Source organism: Planctomycetaceae bacterium, from assembly GCA_021371795.1.
In the GTDB taxonomy this organism is placed as follows: domain Bacteria; phylum Planctomycetota; class Phycisphaerae; order Sedimentisphaerales; family UBA12454; genus UBA12454.
This window is the reverse complement of record JAJFVK010000013.1, coordinates 26,362-42,342: the sequence shown is the minus strand read 5'-3', so window position 1 is coordinate 42,342 and position 15,981 is coordinate 26,362. Positions and strand designations below refer to the sequence as shown.

Below are 15,981 nucleotides of genomic sequence, written 5' to 3'. Positions count from 1 at the left end.
CGAGAAAATATCGTATTTTTATATCCAGACTCTATGTCGTATTAGTGGTTGCTATGATACTTATGTCGGCAAGCAAATGGGACGCAGAAGTTCCCTGGAGTGGGATTTTTTTTATGGCAGGGTCTGTTCTTGTGGGTATTGCAGTGGCAGGCAGATTATGGTGTGCGTTGTACATCTCCGGCTATAAAAGCAATACTTTAATAACGACAGGTCCTTATTCAATGTGCAGAAATCCATTGTATTTTTTTAGCTTTTTGGGGGCGATAGGCGTGGGGTTGGCAACTGAAACTATATCCATTCCGGTTTTTATAGTTTTGGGCTTCGCAACGTTATATCCGCTTGTGATTTTGTCTGAAGAGAAGAAACTGGCGTATATCCACAAAGATGCCTTCAGCAGTTACTGTAAAAAAACGCCGTTGTTTTTTCCTTTGCTGAAATTATTGAACGAGCCGAAAGAATATGTTGTAAGGCCAATAATATTCAGAAAAGCCGCGTTTGAGGCTTTATGGTTTGTCTGGCTGCTGGGACTGGTAGAGCTTGTTGAATCGCTTCACGAAGTGGGAATATTACCTGTTCTTTGCAATTTGTATTAATTGCCGAAAACCCGTCTATAATTTTCATCGAAAACTTCTCTGGGAATAAGTTTTATCGCGATAAAAATCAGGGTCGGAACTATAATCAGGTCGTCCAAATGCCCAATTACCGGTATGAAATCTGGAATTAGGTCTATCGGAAGCAGAAAATAACCGATGGCAAACGCCAATAGAATCTTTGATGTTCTGGGCACTCTTTTGTCATCTTTCAGGAGTTTGGCCAAAGCGATATAGTTTTTCAAGTCTTTTAATATTTTGCGAAAGAAGATTTTCATTTCTGTGTATTTTGTCGAAAATTTCGGGAAATACAACCAAATACAATAATTGTTTTCCCTTGACCTTCAGATAGAGCGGTTTTATACTCTCGTTTTCAGCAGGGGTGCTTTGCGGTTGACGCGGGGCTGAGAAATACCCTTAGAACCTGAACAGGATTATCCCATTATGGGAGATGCCTGCGTAGGAAGCGATATTGAAAAAATTGGAAAAATGATTTTTAAAAGGTCGCTTTCACAAAGGCGGCCTTTTTTTGTTAGTTTTTTAACCCCCAGCATAAAGCTGGAGGCTAACGGTTATTGGAAAGATTATGAAGACACAAATTAAATCGGCACGTAACGGCGTTATAACCAAAGAAATGAAATTTGTAGCCAAAAGCGAACACATTCCAGTAACGACAATACGCGATGAAATCGCGGCGGGCAGACTTGTGATACCTGCCAACAGAGTTCATCTGAAAAAGAATCTCAAGCCAATCGGTATCGGCAGGGCGGTCAGTATCAAAGTAAACGCTAATATCGGCACCAGCAGCGCAAGCTCGTCCATTAAAGATGAAATGGAGAAACTGGCTGTCTCGCTGGAAGTCGGCGCTGATACGGTTATGGATTTAAGCACCGGCGGCGACCTCGACAAGATACGCCAACAACTCGTTGAGCATTGTCCGATTCCGTTCGGTACGGTTCCGGTTTATGAAATGATTATCGGCAGAAGCGTCGATGAGATAACTCCGAAGATAATTCTCGACACAATCGAAAAACAGGCAAAACAGGGCGTCGATTTCTTCACGATTCACGCGGGCGTTTTAAAGCAATATCTTCCGGATGCGGTGAACAGAGTTTGCGGCATTGTGAGTCGAGGCGGGGCGCTAATCGCAAAATGGATGACCGTTCATAATAAACAAAATCCATTCTATGAATTGTTCGATGACATCTGCGATATAATGGCCCAATACGATGTATGCTTTTCACTTGGTGACGGACTTCGGCCGGGCTGCATCGCGGATGCGACGGATAAAGCACAGCTTTCAGAATTGAAAACTCTGGGCGAACTGACACAGCGGGCACAGGAAAGAAATTGTCAGGTTATGGTTGAAGGGCCGGGACATGTGCCGTTCAATCAAATCGAAAGAAATATGAAACTTCAGCAGAAGTATTGTCATAACGCGCCGTTCTATGTTCTGGGCCCATTGGTAACGGATATCGCGCCGGGCTATGATCATATAACGAGCGCAATCGGCGGAACAGCTGCCGGTTTTTATGGCGCTTCGTATTTATGTTATGTAACGCCGAAGGAACATTTGGGGCTGCCGGATGTTGACGATGTACGGCAGGGCGTTGTCGCTGCGAAAATCGCGGCGCACGCGGCCGATGTCGCAAGGGGTCATCTTAACTCCGCCGACAGGGATAAAAAATTGAGTATCGCAAGAGCTTCCTTCGACTGGAAAAATCATATCGGATTGTCACTCGATCCGAAAACGGCGGGTGCATACCATCAGCAGGCCTGCGCAAAAAGCGGCAAGACAAGCGACAAAGATGATTTCTGCACAATGTGCGGAAAAGACTGGTGCAGTATGCGAGTTAATAAGGAACTGGCAAAGGTATATAAAAAATAAATCCGAAGCACGAAATCCGAAATACGAAACAAATTCAAAATTTTAACGTAACTTCTAATAATTCAGGAAATTGAGATTGCTTCGTCATTTTTTGTGTCTAAAGCCACAAAAACTTCCTCGCAATGACGATTTTTGAGGCATCTTAATGGATGTTGTTAATCAGGCTTAATAATTGGTTTGCAAGTTCTGTATTCAGGTTTTGCAAAATTGTATATTCTCCCATTGCTGAATTTTTATCGCCTGTGTTTAAATAAATTGTGCCGAGGACAAAATGCGCTTTGGCGTAATTGGGCTGTATGCTTAACGCTTTTTTGTAAAATTCTATGGCCTGCGGGAATTGACCGATTTTTAAATAGATGTTTCCGAAATTACAATATGCATCGGCGTAATTTGGCTTTAGCCGGATTGACTGCTGATAGGCGTTTGCCGCTTCCTGAAACCTGCCGAGTTTGCCCAAGCTGATTCCAAGATTATTGTACGCCTGCGGATAATTCGGCTTGATTTTTATGGCCAGTTCATTTGCTGCGACAGCTTCTTCGAAACGACCAAGCGTGCGGTATGTAATTCCGAGATTATAATACGCGGTACAATAATCCGGATTAATTTTTATTGCCTGCTGATAGGCGTTTATGGCGTTGTCCAAGCGGTCAACCCTGTCATACGCAACGCCAAGGCAATTGTACGCCACGTAATTTTCTTTTGTTACATTCAGCGTTTGTGAGAAAAGCGTTATGCCGTTACTCCAATAGCCTGTCTGTTTGTGTGTGATTGTTCCGAGTGCGATTAATACTGCTGCCGCTAAAACAACTGCAACATTTTTTAGTTTGGGCCGTTGGGCGATATATTCTTTTGCAGAGAATGTAAACATAATAAACAAGCCGATATACGGTATGTAAGTATATCTGTCGGCGCAGGCCTGCAAACCGACCTGTACGATGCCGATGACGGGTATGAGCGTTATGACAAACCAAAGCCAACCCGTGATGAGATATTTATGTTTTCTGCCAAACCAAAGTACAGTGAAAAATATTGTCGCAAAAAGCAGGATACAAACAGCCGTCTGGTAAAATGAGATATCGGTTTGCAAGGGATAAAATACCGCTAAATTAGTCGGCCAAAACATTTTTTCGATATAGGTTATATATGATACAAACGCGTTTGCGATTCTGCTGCCCAACGCGACCTGCTCGATGTCGGCTACGGCTCCGCCATTTTGCTGGACGAGAAATGTGGTAATGCCTGATGCAAATGCGAAAGCAAAAAATGGGATTTTTTCAAGGATTAGTTTTAAATCCGACTTTTGCCATCTAACTCTATCCAGCGGCCAATAATCCAGAAGCATCAGCACGAACGGGACGGTAACAAGCATAGGTTTTGCCATAAGGCCGAGTATGTAAATTATAATTATTGCGATGTAACGCAGTGCGGACGGGCGATTAACATAGTTTGCGTAAGCTGTCAGGGTGAGCAGGAACAGCAGGCAGCTCAACACATCTTTGCGTTCGGAAATCCACGCAACGGACTCGACGTGCATCGGGTGAATCGCGAATGCCGCGGCGACAAACGCGCTCGGCCATAGCGAGCCTGTGAATCTTTTTATTAACGCAAAAAGCAGTAAGGTGTTTGCGATGTGGAACAATAGATTTACAAGGTGCATTGGGCCGGGGCGGGGTCCGAAGAGTTCAACGTCCGCCATAAGCGAAAGCCAGGTCAGCGGATGCCAGTTGGCTGATTCGCCGGTTGTGAATGCCCAGACGACATTGTCCGGCGTCAGGCCGATGAGCACATAATCGTTTTCATAGACGTAATCGCCGTCGTCATACGTTACAAAGTCGAAATTACGCGTTTGCCAAAAGACCGCAAGCGTAATCGCAATCAACGCGAGGTAAATTGAAACAACGATAATATTTTTCGTCTGTTTAGGCATAGGCGACTATTATAGGTTTTCTTTGTGTATAATCAATCTTTGGTATAATTAATTTTCCGCTTGTTTTTTTATATAAGCGATTATAATCTGCACCGTGATTCAATTAACTATTTATTAACTTCTAATAACTATCGACTAAATTATGCCTCCAAAATTTATATTTGAAATGAATAATGTCTGCCGGAGCTTCGGGCAGAAAGAAGTATTAAAAAATATCTCGCTTTCGTTTTTCTACGGCGCGAAAATCGGCGTTATCGGCGAAAACGGAGCCGGCAAAAGTACGCTGCTGAAGATTATGGCGGGTATCGATAAGGAATTTCATGGTGAAACGCGGCTGACTTCGGGAATGAAACTGCGGTATGTTGCGCAGGAGCCGCAGCTTGAGATGGATAAGACCGTTCGTGGAAATCTTCTGACGGCGATAAAGCCGATACTCGATATGGTCGAGCGGTACAATGAGATTTCCAATCAGCTTGGTGAGCCGCAGTCAGATGAGAAAATGAATAAGCTGATGGAAGAGCTGGCGGTTTATCAGGATAAAATCGATGCCTGCGACGGCTGGGAAACCGACAGGCTGATTGACATTGTTTCCGACGCGATGGTTCTGCCTGCCGATGATACGCCGGTGAATATTTTGTCGGGCGGTGAGCGAAGACGTGTTGCGCTTTGTATGGCGCTTTTGGAAAAACCTGATTTGCTGCTGCTTGATGAGCCGACAAACCATCTTGATGCGGAAACTGTTCAATGGCTTGAAACTGCGCTGCGGGAATATCACGGCACGGTTATTATCGTAACGCACGACCGGTATTTTCTCGACAATATTACGAAATGGATTCTCGAACTCGATAAGGGCAGAGGGCTGCCGTTCGAGGGGAATTATTCTTCGTGGCTGCAACAAAAGTCGGAATTGCTGCGTGTGATGGAAAAGCAGCAATCGCAGCGTCAGAGAACTCTTGCGCGTGAGCTCGAATGGATTAATACTTCCGTCAAGGCGCGTAATGTAAAGAATCAGGCGCGTATCAACGCCTATAATGACTTGAGTTCGCAGGCGGAAGATGACAAGCAAAACGAAGTTCTTATCCAGATACCATCGCCACAAAGGCTCGGCGATAAGGTTATAACTTTTACGAACGTCTGCAAAAAATACGGCGATAGTCCGCTGATTGATAATTGCTCGTTCGAACTGCCGCCGAATGCGATTGTCGGCGTAATTGGGCCAAACGGTATCGGTAAAACCACACTGTTGAAACTAATCACGGGACAGGAAAAGCCGGACGCCGGCGGAATCGATGTCGGCTCGACGGTTTCTATTGGATATGTTGACCAGCACCGCGATGCGCTGGAGGATAATAAAACGATTTTCGAGGAAATTACCGACGGCAAAGATTCGATGCTTGTTGGCGGGATGACGGTTTCGTCGAGGGCGTATGTCGCGAAGTATAATTTTTCCGGCTCGCAACAGCAGAAAAAAGTATGTGAATGTTCCGGCGGCGAACGAAACAGAATCCATCTTGCAAAAATGCTGCGCAGGGGCGGGAATCTTCTATTGCTTGACGAGCCGACCAATGATTTGGACGTTAGTACTATGCGGATTCTCGAACAGTCGATATTAAACTTCGAGGGCTGCGCGATGGTAATTAGCCACGATAGATTTTTCCTCGATAGAATTTGTACGCATCTGCTTGTGTTTGAAGGCAGCGGCAAAACGCAGTGGTTCGTCGGCAACTTCGCGGCTTATGAAGAAAAGGTTCAGGCTGAAAATCCGGACAGATTAGCTCACCGCCGCGGAAAATATAAACCGCTGAAATTGAGATAGTATCACAGGTAATGGTTTTGTCTTTACTCGGAAATCCAGTGATTGTCTTTGGAATCGAAGTAGCATTCAGACGTACCTGATGTACTGGTCTTAAAGCTTAATTTGTATCTCTGGTTGTCTTCGTAAGTTTTGTATATCCAGCTTTTGTTTCCGGAAAGCGGCGGGTCTATCTTTGGTATATATTTCGGCACTAATAAATCAAGTCTTGCAGGAAATTCCAGATGGTCGGCTCTGTATGTGGCCAGTGCGGAAGTAATGCGGTTGCCTGTTATTTTCGATTCATCCACATTCGACCGGGCAGGGGTTGATTCATCAGAGTTTGAACCCTTTCCGGGATTTGGGAAATCGCCGCAACCGGAAATAAAAATACACATAACAAAAATAAATATTCTGCTTTTCATTTTTGTTTCTCCTAAATTCAGTTTTTTATGAATTATAGCCACCAAGACTCTAAGGCACGAAGAATATTTTTTAAATCTTCATTAATGGTACTTCATCGCTTGTCAGCAATGTTGTTAAGATTTCACAGCCGGTTTCTGTAACGACTACATCATCTTCAATTCTTATTCCGAATTTATTATCGAGATAAACGCCGGGTTCGACTGTTATAACATTGCCGGCCTGCAAATTTGAAGTAGAAAAAGTTGAAACTGCGGGTAATTCGTGTATGTCTATGCCCAAGCCGTGGCCCAAGCCATGGCCGTAAGGTTTCAAGTTTTCTTTTTTGATAATTTTCTTTGCAGTTGCATCTGCGTCAACGGCTTTCACTCCCGCCTTGAGCATATTTATCGCTGCGGTTTGTGCATCCAATACCGCTTTGTAAACTTTCGCGTAAAATTTATTCACTTTGCCAACGGCGAAACATCTTGTGATGTCGCTACAATAGCCATTGAGTTTCGCGCCGTAGTCAATCAGAATCGTATCGACTTTTTTCAATTTCTGCATTGACGGCTGATGATGTGCCATCGCTGAATTTGCGCCGAACGATACATTCGTTTCAAATGACGGTTCGGCTCCCGCTTTTTTCATTTCAAAGTCAATCATCGCGGCGATGTGCTTTTCTGTCATACCGATTTTGATGTTCGGCAAAACTTTTTTGAGTGCATTTTCCGCGACTGTGCCAGCCTGTCTTATTTTTTCGATTTCACAAGCGTCTTTTATTTTTCTAACCGATTCGATAATACCCTGAACGTTCGTGAGTTTTGTCGGCAACTGCTTTTTCAAAGTGTTGTAAATCGTCAGCGAAACAGAGGCTTCAACGGCGGCAGTTTTGAGTTTTGGACTTTTTTTGAAAATTTCGGCAAGAGTTTCAGGCATTTTCAGTTTTCGCTCGTATATCTTACATAAATTACATTGTTTTTTTGCCTGAAGTGTATATCTGCTGTCGGTAATTAGTGTGTTTGAATCTTTAGTAACGATTAGCCAGCTATCGCCGCCCCAAAATCCGCTCAAATATGAGACGTTGGAAGGGTTTGTTACGATTAAAGCGTCGATTTTCAAATCCGCCAGCTTCGCTCGCACTTTTTTTATACGGTTTTTGAAATTGCTTGTATGATTGTTCATAAGTCATTAAAATACCACGTTCCCCTATATATTTCGAGATTTTTTTAGAAAAGGTTTTACAGGATGTTGTTACCGATTAGGACTAATATTCAGCCATGGCGGACGCCATACATGAACTACGCGCTGATTGCCATTAATATTATAATATTTGCCGCGATGTACATCGGCGGTCAGCAGTCGGCGAACAAATGGGCGTCGGCATATATGCTCACACCAGCTTATCCGTACCTGTGGCAGTTTATAACTTATGCGTTTCTGCACGGCAGCGTTATGCATGTTTTGGGAAATATGTACTTCCTTTATATGTTCGGTAATAACGTAAACGACCGGCTCGGCAATCTTGGCTATTTGGTGTTTTATTTGGCGGGCGGAGTGTTCAGCGCATTGGGACATATTCTGGCTGCATCAATCAGCGGCGACGGGGCGGCAACGCCTGTGCTCGGGGCCAGCGGCGCAATCGCGGCGGTTTGCGGCGCATATCTTGTTTTGTTCCCGCAATCGCTTATCACGATTGTCTATTGGTTTTTTATTATCGGGACAATGGAAATACCGGCGTTGTACCTTATAATTGTCAAATTAATTGTAATCGATAATGTTATTTCACGTTCAGCTGCAAATGTCGCCTACGATGCGCATCTTGGCGGTTACGCGTTCGGAATCCTTTCGATTTTTTTGTTGCGGGTGTTGGGGCTGCTTTCTGAAGACCATTTCGATTTGTGGTCAATGATTAAGCAATGGAACCGCAGACGCGTTTATCGTGATGTTGTTGCTGAAGGCGTTGACCCGTTCGGCGGCACAATCAGTAAGAAAATCGAAGTCAAAGAAGTTAAATCCGAAGCGCAGCAGCGGACGGAAGATAGAATCTCTTCGCTTCGCAGGGAAGTTTCGACACGGCTAAGCGAAGGTAATGTCGCTTCGGCGGCGGATTCGTATTTGCAACTGGCCAAAGAGGACGACAGGCAGCCTCTGCCGCGGCAGGCAATGCTCGATATCGCTAATCAGCTTATGTCTTCAGGCAATTGGGCGAACGCTGCCCAAGCTTATGAAAAATTCATGGCCTGTTACGGAAATTACGAATTTTCAGAGCAGGTAATGTTAATGCTGGGTATAATTTACGGCAGATACCTTTCAGATACGAAAAAAGCTCTCGAATATCTGAAAAAATCGGTCGTCAAACTGTCTGACCCGGCGCAAAAGAAAATGTGCGAAGATGAGATTCGCAGATTGGAATCTTAAAGAAATATTTGACAATTGCGCACGCTTTGTGATAATAAAACCTCATTAACAATATTAATATACATACTTTCTTAAGGAAAGGGAAGATTATGAAACGGATTAGATTTTACCAGTTAGCAATCATACTATCAGTGTTGGCGTCTGTAACCGCTTTCGCAGCCGAGAGTAAAAGGCCGGCGGCGATGGGCGCACCAGTCGAGGAAACGACGGCGGCTCCGGTGTCGGCGGAAGCAAACGCATCTGCGGCAGAGCTTAAATATCCTTATGTCGGCGAAGTTACAGCGGCTGACCTGAATATTCGTTCCGGGCCGGGTATGAATTTCTATAGTTGCGGCAAAATCGGCCAGCCTGCAAGAATAGTTGTACTCGGTGAGCAGTTTACCTGGAGTCAGATTATGCCTCCGCCGGGCAGCTTTTCCTGGATTTTCAAACAGTATGTTCAGGTTGACGTAAATAAACCTGAAATCGGTGTTGTCAACTCTGATAATGTTCGCGTTTATGCCGGCGCTGACGACCGCGATGCGATGGTTTCGGACAGCGTTCAAGTAACATTAAACAAAGACCAAAAGGTTCGCCTGCTCGGCCAACCTGTCGGCGATTATTATAAAATTACCCCGCCGGAAGGCGCTACACTGTGGTTGAATACGCAATATATCAAATTCCTTCGCAAGGCCGATGAGATTGATATGAAAACAACCAAGCCTGCTGCAAAGACAGCGGCAGCGACAAAGGAAGCAAAACCGGCAGGTTTTTCAACTCCAAATGTAGTTGTTGACCAGGTTGATCCAAACAACAAATACCTTGAGCAGTATTATTCTTATACCAAACAGCTTGAAGACGAAAAAGTCAAACCGCTTGCCGACCAGAATTATGTCGCGATAAGGGCGGGACTCGAATCGCTTGCGGCTGATAAAGACGCAGGCAAAGCAGCGGAATATGCACAATATACACTCAAAACAGTTTCCCGCTATGAACTGGCAAAGCAATCCGCAAGTTTGATTGATGGCCAGAAATCCGCATTGCAAAAACAACTGGAAGAGATTGAAAACGAACGCCAGAAAAAGAAAGCCGAAACCGGTATCGGTACAAGATTTGACATGACGGGTATGTTCAAGCCTTCCGCTGTTTACAGCCGCAGACCTGACCTTAAACGTTATATAGTAATGGATGATAAAGACAAACCTGTAAGCTATGCAGAACCGGCAACAGCGGCAGTGCAGGGCGATTTGAAAGAGTACTACGGCAAAAAAGTCGGTCTTAACGGCGAAATTTCAACCGACCCATTGAGTAATTTCCCATTGATTAAATTTACCGAGATTCAAGTGCTGTCTGAAGACCAGACTGAAGAACAACCGGAAAATAAGCCAGCAGATCAGTCGGCAGCAGTAGATGCGGAGCTTAAAGACTCTAACACGCCGAGCGAACCGAATATGCCGAGTGAGCCGAATACTCCGAGCGAAGAACCGACAAATCCTGCCGAGACAAACGACGCTAATCCGTAATCCGTTAGGCAACCTCTAATAATTCGAAAAATTGAGATTGCTTCGTCATCCTGCTTCGCTAAAGATATGCAGGATTCCTCACAATAACAATTTTAGGGGTTGCTGTTAAGGTTTGTACGTAAGAACGAGTGTTCAGCCTTTAATGACTTGAAAGGGTGCTTATGTGGTATTATGTGCGTAACAATCAGCGTATTGGGCCGGTCGATGAAGCTACGATTATATCTTCGATTCAAAACGGCACTATTGAGCGGCAAACGCTGGTGTGGAAAGAAGGAATGGCTGACTGGATTCGCGCAGATGCCTGTGAGTTCGCAGATAAGTTTTCTGCTATTCCGCCGACACCGCCGGGAATAAGTCTGACTTCTTATGTTCCTTCAGAAACTAATTATACGCCTGAATCATTTCATAAGTTATGGCTTTGGTTTACATGGCTGATTTCTCTCGGGTTGGTTTTTTCATTTATTTTAATTGGTATTCCCGCTCTTGTTGCCGCTGTTGTTCTTAATTACATCTTGCTGTATCGATTCTGGAAACTCATACAGGACGGCAAAGCTCGGACATCGCCGGGTTTAGCTGTCGGTCTTTGTTTTGTACCAATCTTCAATCTTTATTGGATATATGTTGCGTGGGTGGGGCTTGCAAAGGATATGAATCTCTATTGCAGAGAACGTAATATTAACGCGCCGTTCGTGAACGAAGACCTCGCTCTTGCATCATATATTGTGTCTCTGGCGTCATTGATACCTTATATTGGTATTTTAGCTGCGATTGCCTCTGTTGTGCTGTGTATTATTTTGGTCAAACAATTTGTTGAGACAACAAAAGCGATAATTATTTCAAAGGCGAAGTCGTCCGACGAAGCATCACAGTCGGCTTGACGGCCAGCGGTTCATTGCCGACTTCAGCACTGTTAATGATTTTGACGAGTAAATCGGCTGCGCGTCTTCCAACTTCATGTAATTCGATACGCACAGAGCTTAATCCCACGCATCGCAGCGCACTTGGGTCGGAATCCTCGATACCCATTAATGAGATTTCCTGCGGTATTTTGATTCCTCTTTCCTGACAAACGGCAAGAATTTCATATGCGAGCCAATCTCTTTCGGCAAGCAGGGCGGTCGTCTGCGGTTTTTTAGATTTAATATAATCAACTATGTTTTCCGCCAGATTCTTCGAGTCATCCTCGGATGACGCCGGCATATCCGCATTGTAAATTTCAGCAGACTCGTTTAAATTCTTTTCAGAAACTGCCGCTTTGAAACCATCTATAAGCATATTCGTGTTTTCAGACTGCCGGCCTGATAACGCGAAGACGATATTTCTGTGGCCTAATTTATTCAGTGTCTCGACGGCTATATACGCGGAATTATAATAATCGCTCTTCACCAGATGACACTGGAAATCTTCAATACCCCTATCAACAAGAACCAAAGGGATTTTGTACTTTTGAATTTCACGATAAATATGAATATTCTGCTGGTAGCCTGAATAAGCGGCTATAATTCCATCGACGTGCTTACCAATGAAAAACTCTATCTCCCTGTGTTCTCTGTCCGGCTGATTATTGTGTACCGAAAGCAGGGGTGTGTATTCCGGGTAAATAGTTTCAGTGATGCCTTTCAGAATTCTTTCATGGAAATTTCCCCGCAGATTCGCCACCATTACGCCAATTGTGAAAGTTTTATTGTTTGCTAAACCAGCCGCCAGAAGGTTGGGTCTGTATCCCAATTGCTCCGCTACTTCGCGTACCCTTTTTATCGTCAGTGCTGACAAGGCACGCTTGCCGGGATGGATTCCTCTTATTGCGTGTGAAGCCGTACTTGGCGAAACTCCAGCCATTCTCGCGACTTCTTTTAGCGTTACTGCCATAAATCCGTTTTGCCTCTATATAATTGTTGAATCGTTTCAACTTGATAATCTATATGTTGAAAGTCTTTAAAATTTTTACAATTTCAAACAAACTTCAACTACTGAATTAACAAAGACTTATGTTATTATATCTTTTTTATATTTCTATGCAATTTATTTTTTTTAATAAATCTTATGATGGGTAATGTTTGACCAAATAAGGGTAAATATTGTTTAGGCAACGTCAACAAGAGTCAGTGAGTCGGAAAATTTGCGGACGAGTTCAGCCCTGATGTTTTTGTGATTGGCGGAGGTCAGCATAGGGTCTTTTTCGACGAGTTCAAACGCATCTTTTCGTGCCATTTGCAGCAAATCCATATCGTCGATAATGTTGGCGATTTTCATATCGGGTAGGCCGTGCTGGCGTGAGCTTAATAATTCTCCGGGGCCGCGAATTTTTAAATCGTGCTCGGCGATTTCGAAACCATCGTTGCTTTGTTCCATAATTTCAAGTCTGTTGTTGGCGGTTTCATTTTCTGTCTGCGCGACGAGCAGGCAATATGATTTTGATGAGCTTCTGGCGATTCTGCCGCGAAGCTGATGCAGTTGCGCAAGGCCGAACATATCAGCTTCCTCGATAACCATTATCGTCGCGTTCGGAATATCGATTCCGACCTCAATGAGAACCGTTGAGACAAGGCAGTTGACTTTTCCTTTTCTGAATTCTTCCATAATCCTTTGTTTGTCATCGCCTTTCATCTGGCCGTGCAGCAGACCGATGTTAAATTCAGGGAAGATTTTCTTTCGCAGATTTTCATATTCGGCAATCGCGGCTTTGACGTCGCCGTTTTCGCTGTCAACGATTCTTGGATATACGAAAAACGCCTGTTTTCTCGCTTTGAGCCTTTCACGGATAAATTCATAGGCCTTTGGCAAATCCTCCGGATGAATGTATCTTGTAACGACATCGCCTCGGCCGGGCGGGCAGTGTCTGATGATAGAAATATCCAAATCGCCGAATACCGTCATCGCCAGCGTCCTTGGAATCGGCGTTGCCGTCATAACAAGGCAGTGGGGTGTTGTGTCTTTTCGCAGTCCCGCACGCTGATGAACGCCGAATTTGTGCTGCTCGTCGATTATTACCAGTGCAAGGTCTGCGAACTGGATATCCTCCTGCAAAATAGCGACAGTGCCGACGACAATGTTTGTCTTTCCGGATTTTATGTCCGCGAGGATTTCTTTTCGCTTATCGCCGGTAAGACCGCCGGTGATTAAACACCGATTTACATTGCTGTCTTTCAGGTAACGCTCAATACTCGTGAAGTGCTGCGCGGCCAGAATTTCGGTCGGCGCCATAATCGCCACCTGTTTTTTATTCGCGACTGCCACCAGCGCGGCGTAAAGAGCTACGACGGTTTTTCCGCTTCCGACATCGCCCTGAAGCAGGCGGTTCATCGGGATTTGTTTGGTCAAATCGGCGACAATTTCCTCAATTGTTTTGTCCTGGTCTTCGGTGAGCAGAAACGGAAATCTTTTCCGGATTCGTGAATCGATCGTATCCGTCCGCAAAAGGGACTGTGCTTTTTCGTAATGTCTGACTTTATATCTGCGAACGGCGAGTGCAGTCTGCATCAGAAACAACTCATCATATTTCAACCGACGTTTTGCCTTTGCGATTTGGTTTTCGTCAATGGGATTGTGAATCCACTGAAACGCCTTTTTTCTGTCGATGAGATTTGACTTTTTCAAAAACGCCGAGTCGTAAAATTCCGGGATTAGCTCTGTAAGGCCGAGGAGCGAATTGTGAATTATCTTTTTTATCTGTGCGCTGGACAGATTCGCTGTTGCCGGATAAACGGGGCCGCTTAAGTTATCCGGGATGTTTTCATCTTCTGGTATAATTTCAAATTTTGGATTGGCAATCTGGAGCTGATGCTTATAAAGAGCTGTCTTGCCCCAGACGGCGATTTTCATTCCGGGCGTGATTTTATCTTTGAGGTATCTGCCGTTAAACCAGATGATTCTGCACAATCCCGTGTCGTCGTTGATATACGCTTCAAAAAAAGGTGGCCTTCGCCACGCCTGCCAGTCGGTGCTTTCGACGTAACCTATCAGCGTAACATTATGGTCGGGATTGAGATGTTCAATTTTTATCGGCTCCGGCGCAAAAGACCACTCTCGCGGATAATACTCGAGCAAATCAGTCGCGGTTTTGACTTCCAGTTTCGCCAGTGTTTGCGCCCGCGCAGGCCCGACTCCTTTCAAATACTGTATCGGAGTGTCGAGGCTTAAATTATTAAATTCTTTTTCCGTCATTATTGTTCCGCGAAGCCGTGTTTTCCTATAAGTTTTACAAATCTGCAGCCGCAAATATTTTTCGATTTAAAACCTGTCGCTGTTTTTTCGAGCAGCACAAATTCCTGTACGATTTCTTCGCCGATTGGTACAATCGCCAATCCGCCGATTTTTAATTGTTCGGCCAATGGCTCCGGCATTTTCGGCGCAGCGGCAGTGATTATGATTCTATCAAATTTTATGTCGTCTGACCAGCCGCAAGTTCCGTCGCCAATTGCAAAATCCACATTTGTTATGTTTAATTTCTTCAAACGCTCCACCGCATCGGCTGAATGCTGTTCGATTCGCTCGATAGTATAAACGCGTTTGCCAAGTGCTGCCAGTATAGCGGTCTGATAGCCGCTGCCGGTGCCGATTTCGAGGATGTCGCATTGCTTATCTATTTTTAGTTCCTGTGTCATCAGGGCGACAATGTACGGCTGACTGATTGTCTGGCCGTGGCCGATTGGCAGCGGATTGTCGTCGTAGGACTGCGGACGCAACTGGGCGGGAATAAAAATTTCCCGCGGGATTTCGCCCACTACCTGCAAAACAGCAGGGTTGCTGATTCCGCGAGCCTTGAGCTGAGTTTGAATCATCGCCTGCCTCTGCCGGGCAAGTTTATCCTTTTCATTTGTCTGCCACATAATATAATATTGTCCAACTAATCTGAATTTTGCAAATTAATTCTTTAAGGAGATTAATTTATGAAAACCAAAATCAAAAAAATAGCTTTTTATTTACTCGCTGTTGCTTTGGGTGGTTGTGTGCCGTCGCTACATCCGCTGTTTACAGAAAACGAAATCGTGTTTGACGCTAATCTTGTCGGCAAATGGCATCAGGCCGATTCGAACAATTTCTGGCAGTTCAGTTCTGTCGCGGGCAAAAAATATGATGTAATTTACACCGACGAAAAGGGAATTGCAAAATTTGAGGCTATGCTGGGCAAAGTCGGAAGCGAATCTTTTCTCGACCTTTATCCTAAAGATATGAATATTCCCGGCAACGATTATTATAAAGCACATCTCATTGGCGCTCATACGTTCGTGAAAGTCGAAATGCACGACAATGGATTGAGTTTGCTGGCGATGAATCCGGAAGGTGTTGATAAAATATTAAAGGCCGACCCGAATGCCGTGAAACATGAAAATGTAAACGACAGAATTGTTTTGACCGCTTCGACAAAAGAACTTCAGGGTTTTGTCGGTAAATACAGCAATGACCCCAACGTTTATAATCAGTCGCCAAAAGATAAATTTTATGAAAAAGTAAAATAG

At 44.4% G+C, this 15,981-nt stretch carries 14 protein-coding genes and 1 riboswitch; of the genes, 7 read left to right on the top strand and 7 right to left on the bottom strand.

All coding sequences use genetic code 11. The annotated features are described in order from the left end of the window. The first annotated feature begins 113 nt into the window (after positions 1 to 113). A complete protein-coding gene (locus LLF92_05710) occupies positions 114 to 593 on the top strand; it encodes an isoprenylcysteine carboxylmethyltransferase family protein (GenBank protein MCE5340608.1) in 480 nt (159 codons plus the stop codon). Here the strand turns inward: LLF92_05710 and LLF92_05705 are convergent. After that, positions 590 to 868, bottom strand: a complete 279-nt coding sequence (locus LLF92_05705) for a DUF1232 domain-containing protein (protein MCE5340607.1) — start codon at positions 866 to 868, stop codon at positions 590 to 592. The two genes, LLF92_05710 and LLF92_05705, sit on opposite strands and share 4 nt — an antisense overlap. Positions 869 to 958: 90 nt before the next feature. Continuing rightward, positions 959 to 1,073: riboswitch (TPP riboswitch) on the top strand. Positions 1,074 to 1,176: 103 nt separating this feature from the next. On the opposite strand from LLF92_05705, the gene thiC reads away from it, so the two are divergent. Beyond that, positions 1,177 to 2,478, top strand: a complete 1,302-nt coding sequence (gene thiC / locus LLF92_05700) for a phosphomethylpyrimidine synthase ThiC (GenBank protein ID MCE5340606.1) — start codon at positions 1,177 to 1,179, stop codon at positions 2,476 to 2,478. A gap of 142 nt (positions 2,479 to 2,620) precedes the next feature. Here the strand turns inward: thiC and LLF92_05695 are convergent, their stop codons facing one another. Further along, the gene (locus tag LLF92_05695) at positions 2,621 to 4,405 is read right to left on the bottom strand and encodes a tetratricopeptide repeat protein (protein MCE5340605.1); all 1,785 of its coding nucleotides are present in this window, start codon (positions 4,403 to 4,405) and stop codon (positions 2,621 to 2,623) included. A 142-nt stretch (positions 4,406 to 4,547) separates the two neighbouring features. Between LLF92_05695 and ettA the strand changes: the two genes are divergently transcribed. Next, positions 4,548 to 6,221: an energy-dependent translational throttle protein EttA gene (ettA, locus tag LLF92_05690; GenBank protein MCE5340604.1), complete on the top strand. Its 1,674-nt coding sequence runs from the start codon at positions 4,548 to 4,550 to the stop codon at positions 6,219 to 6,221. Positions 6,222 to 6,244: 23 nt separating this feature from the next. Here the strand turns inward: ettA and LLF92_05685 are convergent, their stop codons facing one another. Continuing rightward, positions 6,245 to 6,622 carry a hypothetical protein gene (locus tag LLF92_05685; GenBank protein MCE5340603.1) on the bottom strand — a complete coding sequence of 126 codons (378 nt, stop codon included), beginning with the start codon at positions 6,620 to 6,622 and terminating at the stop codon, positions 6,245 to 6,247. Between the two features lie 70 nt (positions 6,623 to 6,692). Next, positions 6,693 to 7,784: a Xaa-Pro peptidase family protein gene (locus tag LLF92_05680; protein MCE5340602.1), complete on the bottom strand. Its 1,092-nt coding sequence runs from the start codon at positions 7,782 to 7,784 to the stop codon at positions 6,693 to 6,695. Between the two features lie 63 nt (positions 7,785 to 7,847). On the opposite strand from LLF92_05680, the gene LLF92_05675 reads away from it, so the two are divergent. The 3 genes from LLF92_05675 to LLF92_05665 all read left to right on the top strand — a co-directional run bounded on the left by LLF92_05675 (position 7,848) and on the right by LLF92_05665 (position 11,400). Further along, a complete protein-coding gene (locus tag LLF92_05675) occupies positions 7,848 to 9,020 on the top strand; it encodes a rhomboid family intramembrane serine protease (protein ID MCE5340601.1) in 1,173 nt (390 codons plus the stop codon). 89 nt (positions 9,021 to 9,109) lie between these two features. After that, positions 9,110 to 10,522, top strand: coding sequence for a hypothetical protein (locus LLF92_05670; GenBank protein MCE5340600.1), 1,413 nt, complete (start codon positions 9,110 to 9,112; stop codon positions 10,520 to 10,522). Between the two features lie 161 nt (positions 10,523 to 10,683). Continuing rightward, entirely contained in the window at positions 10,684 to 11,400 is a 717-nt protein-coding gene (locus LLF92_05665; protein ID MCE5340599.1) for a DUF4339 domain-containing protein, read from the top strand. Here the strand turns inward: LLF92_05665 and LLF92_05660 are convergent. From LLF92_05660 to LLF92_05650, 3 genes are all read right to left on the bottom strand, one after another. After that, positions 11,354 to 12,391, bottom strand: coding sequence for a LacI family transcriptional regulator (locus tag LLF92_05660; protein MCE5340598.1), 1,038 nt, complete (start codon positions 12,389 to 12,391; stop codon positions 11,354 to 11,356). The two genes, LLF92_05665 and LLF92_05660, sit on opposite strands and share 47 nt — an antisense overlap. A gap of 213 nt (positions 12,392 to 12,604) precedes the next feature. Beyond that, positions 12,605 to 14,686, bottom strand: a complete 2,082-nt coding sequence (gene recG / locus LLF92_05655) for an ATP-dependent DNA helicase RecG (GenBank protein MCE5340597.1) — start codon at positions 14,684 to 14,686, stop codon at positions 12,605 to 12,607. After that, positions 14,686 to 15,351, bottom strand: coding sequence for a protein-L-isoaspartate(D-aspartate) O-methyltransferase (locus LLF92_05650; protein MCE5340596.1), 666 nt, complete (start codon positions 15,349 to 15,351; stop codon positions 14,686 to 14,688). Before LLF92_05650 ends, recG begins: the two co-directional genes overlap by 1 nt. Positions 15,352 to 15,411: 60 nt before the next feature. On the opposite strand from LLF92_05650, the gene LLF92_05645 reads away from it, so the two are divergent. Beyond that, a complete protein-coding gene (locus LLF92_05645; GenBank protein MCE5340595.1) occupies positions 15,412 to 15,981 on the top strand; it encodes a hypothetical protein in 570 nt (189 codons plus the stop codon).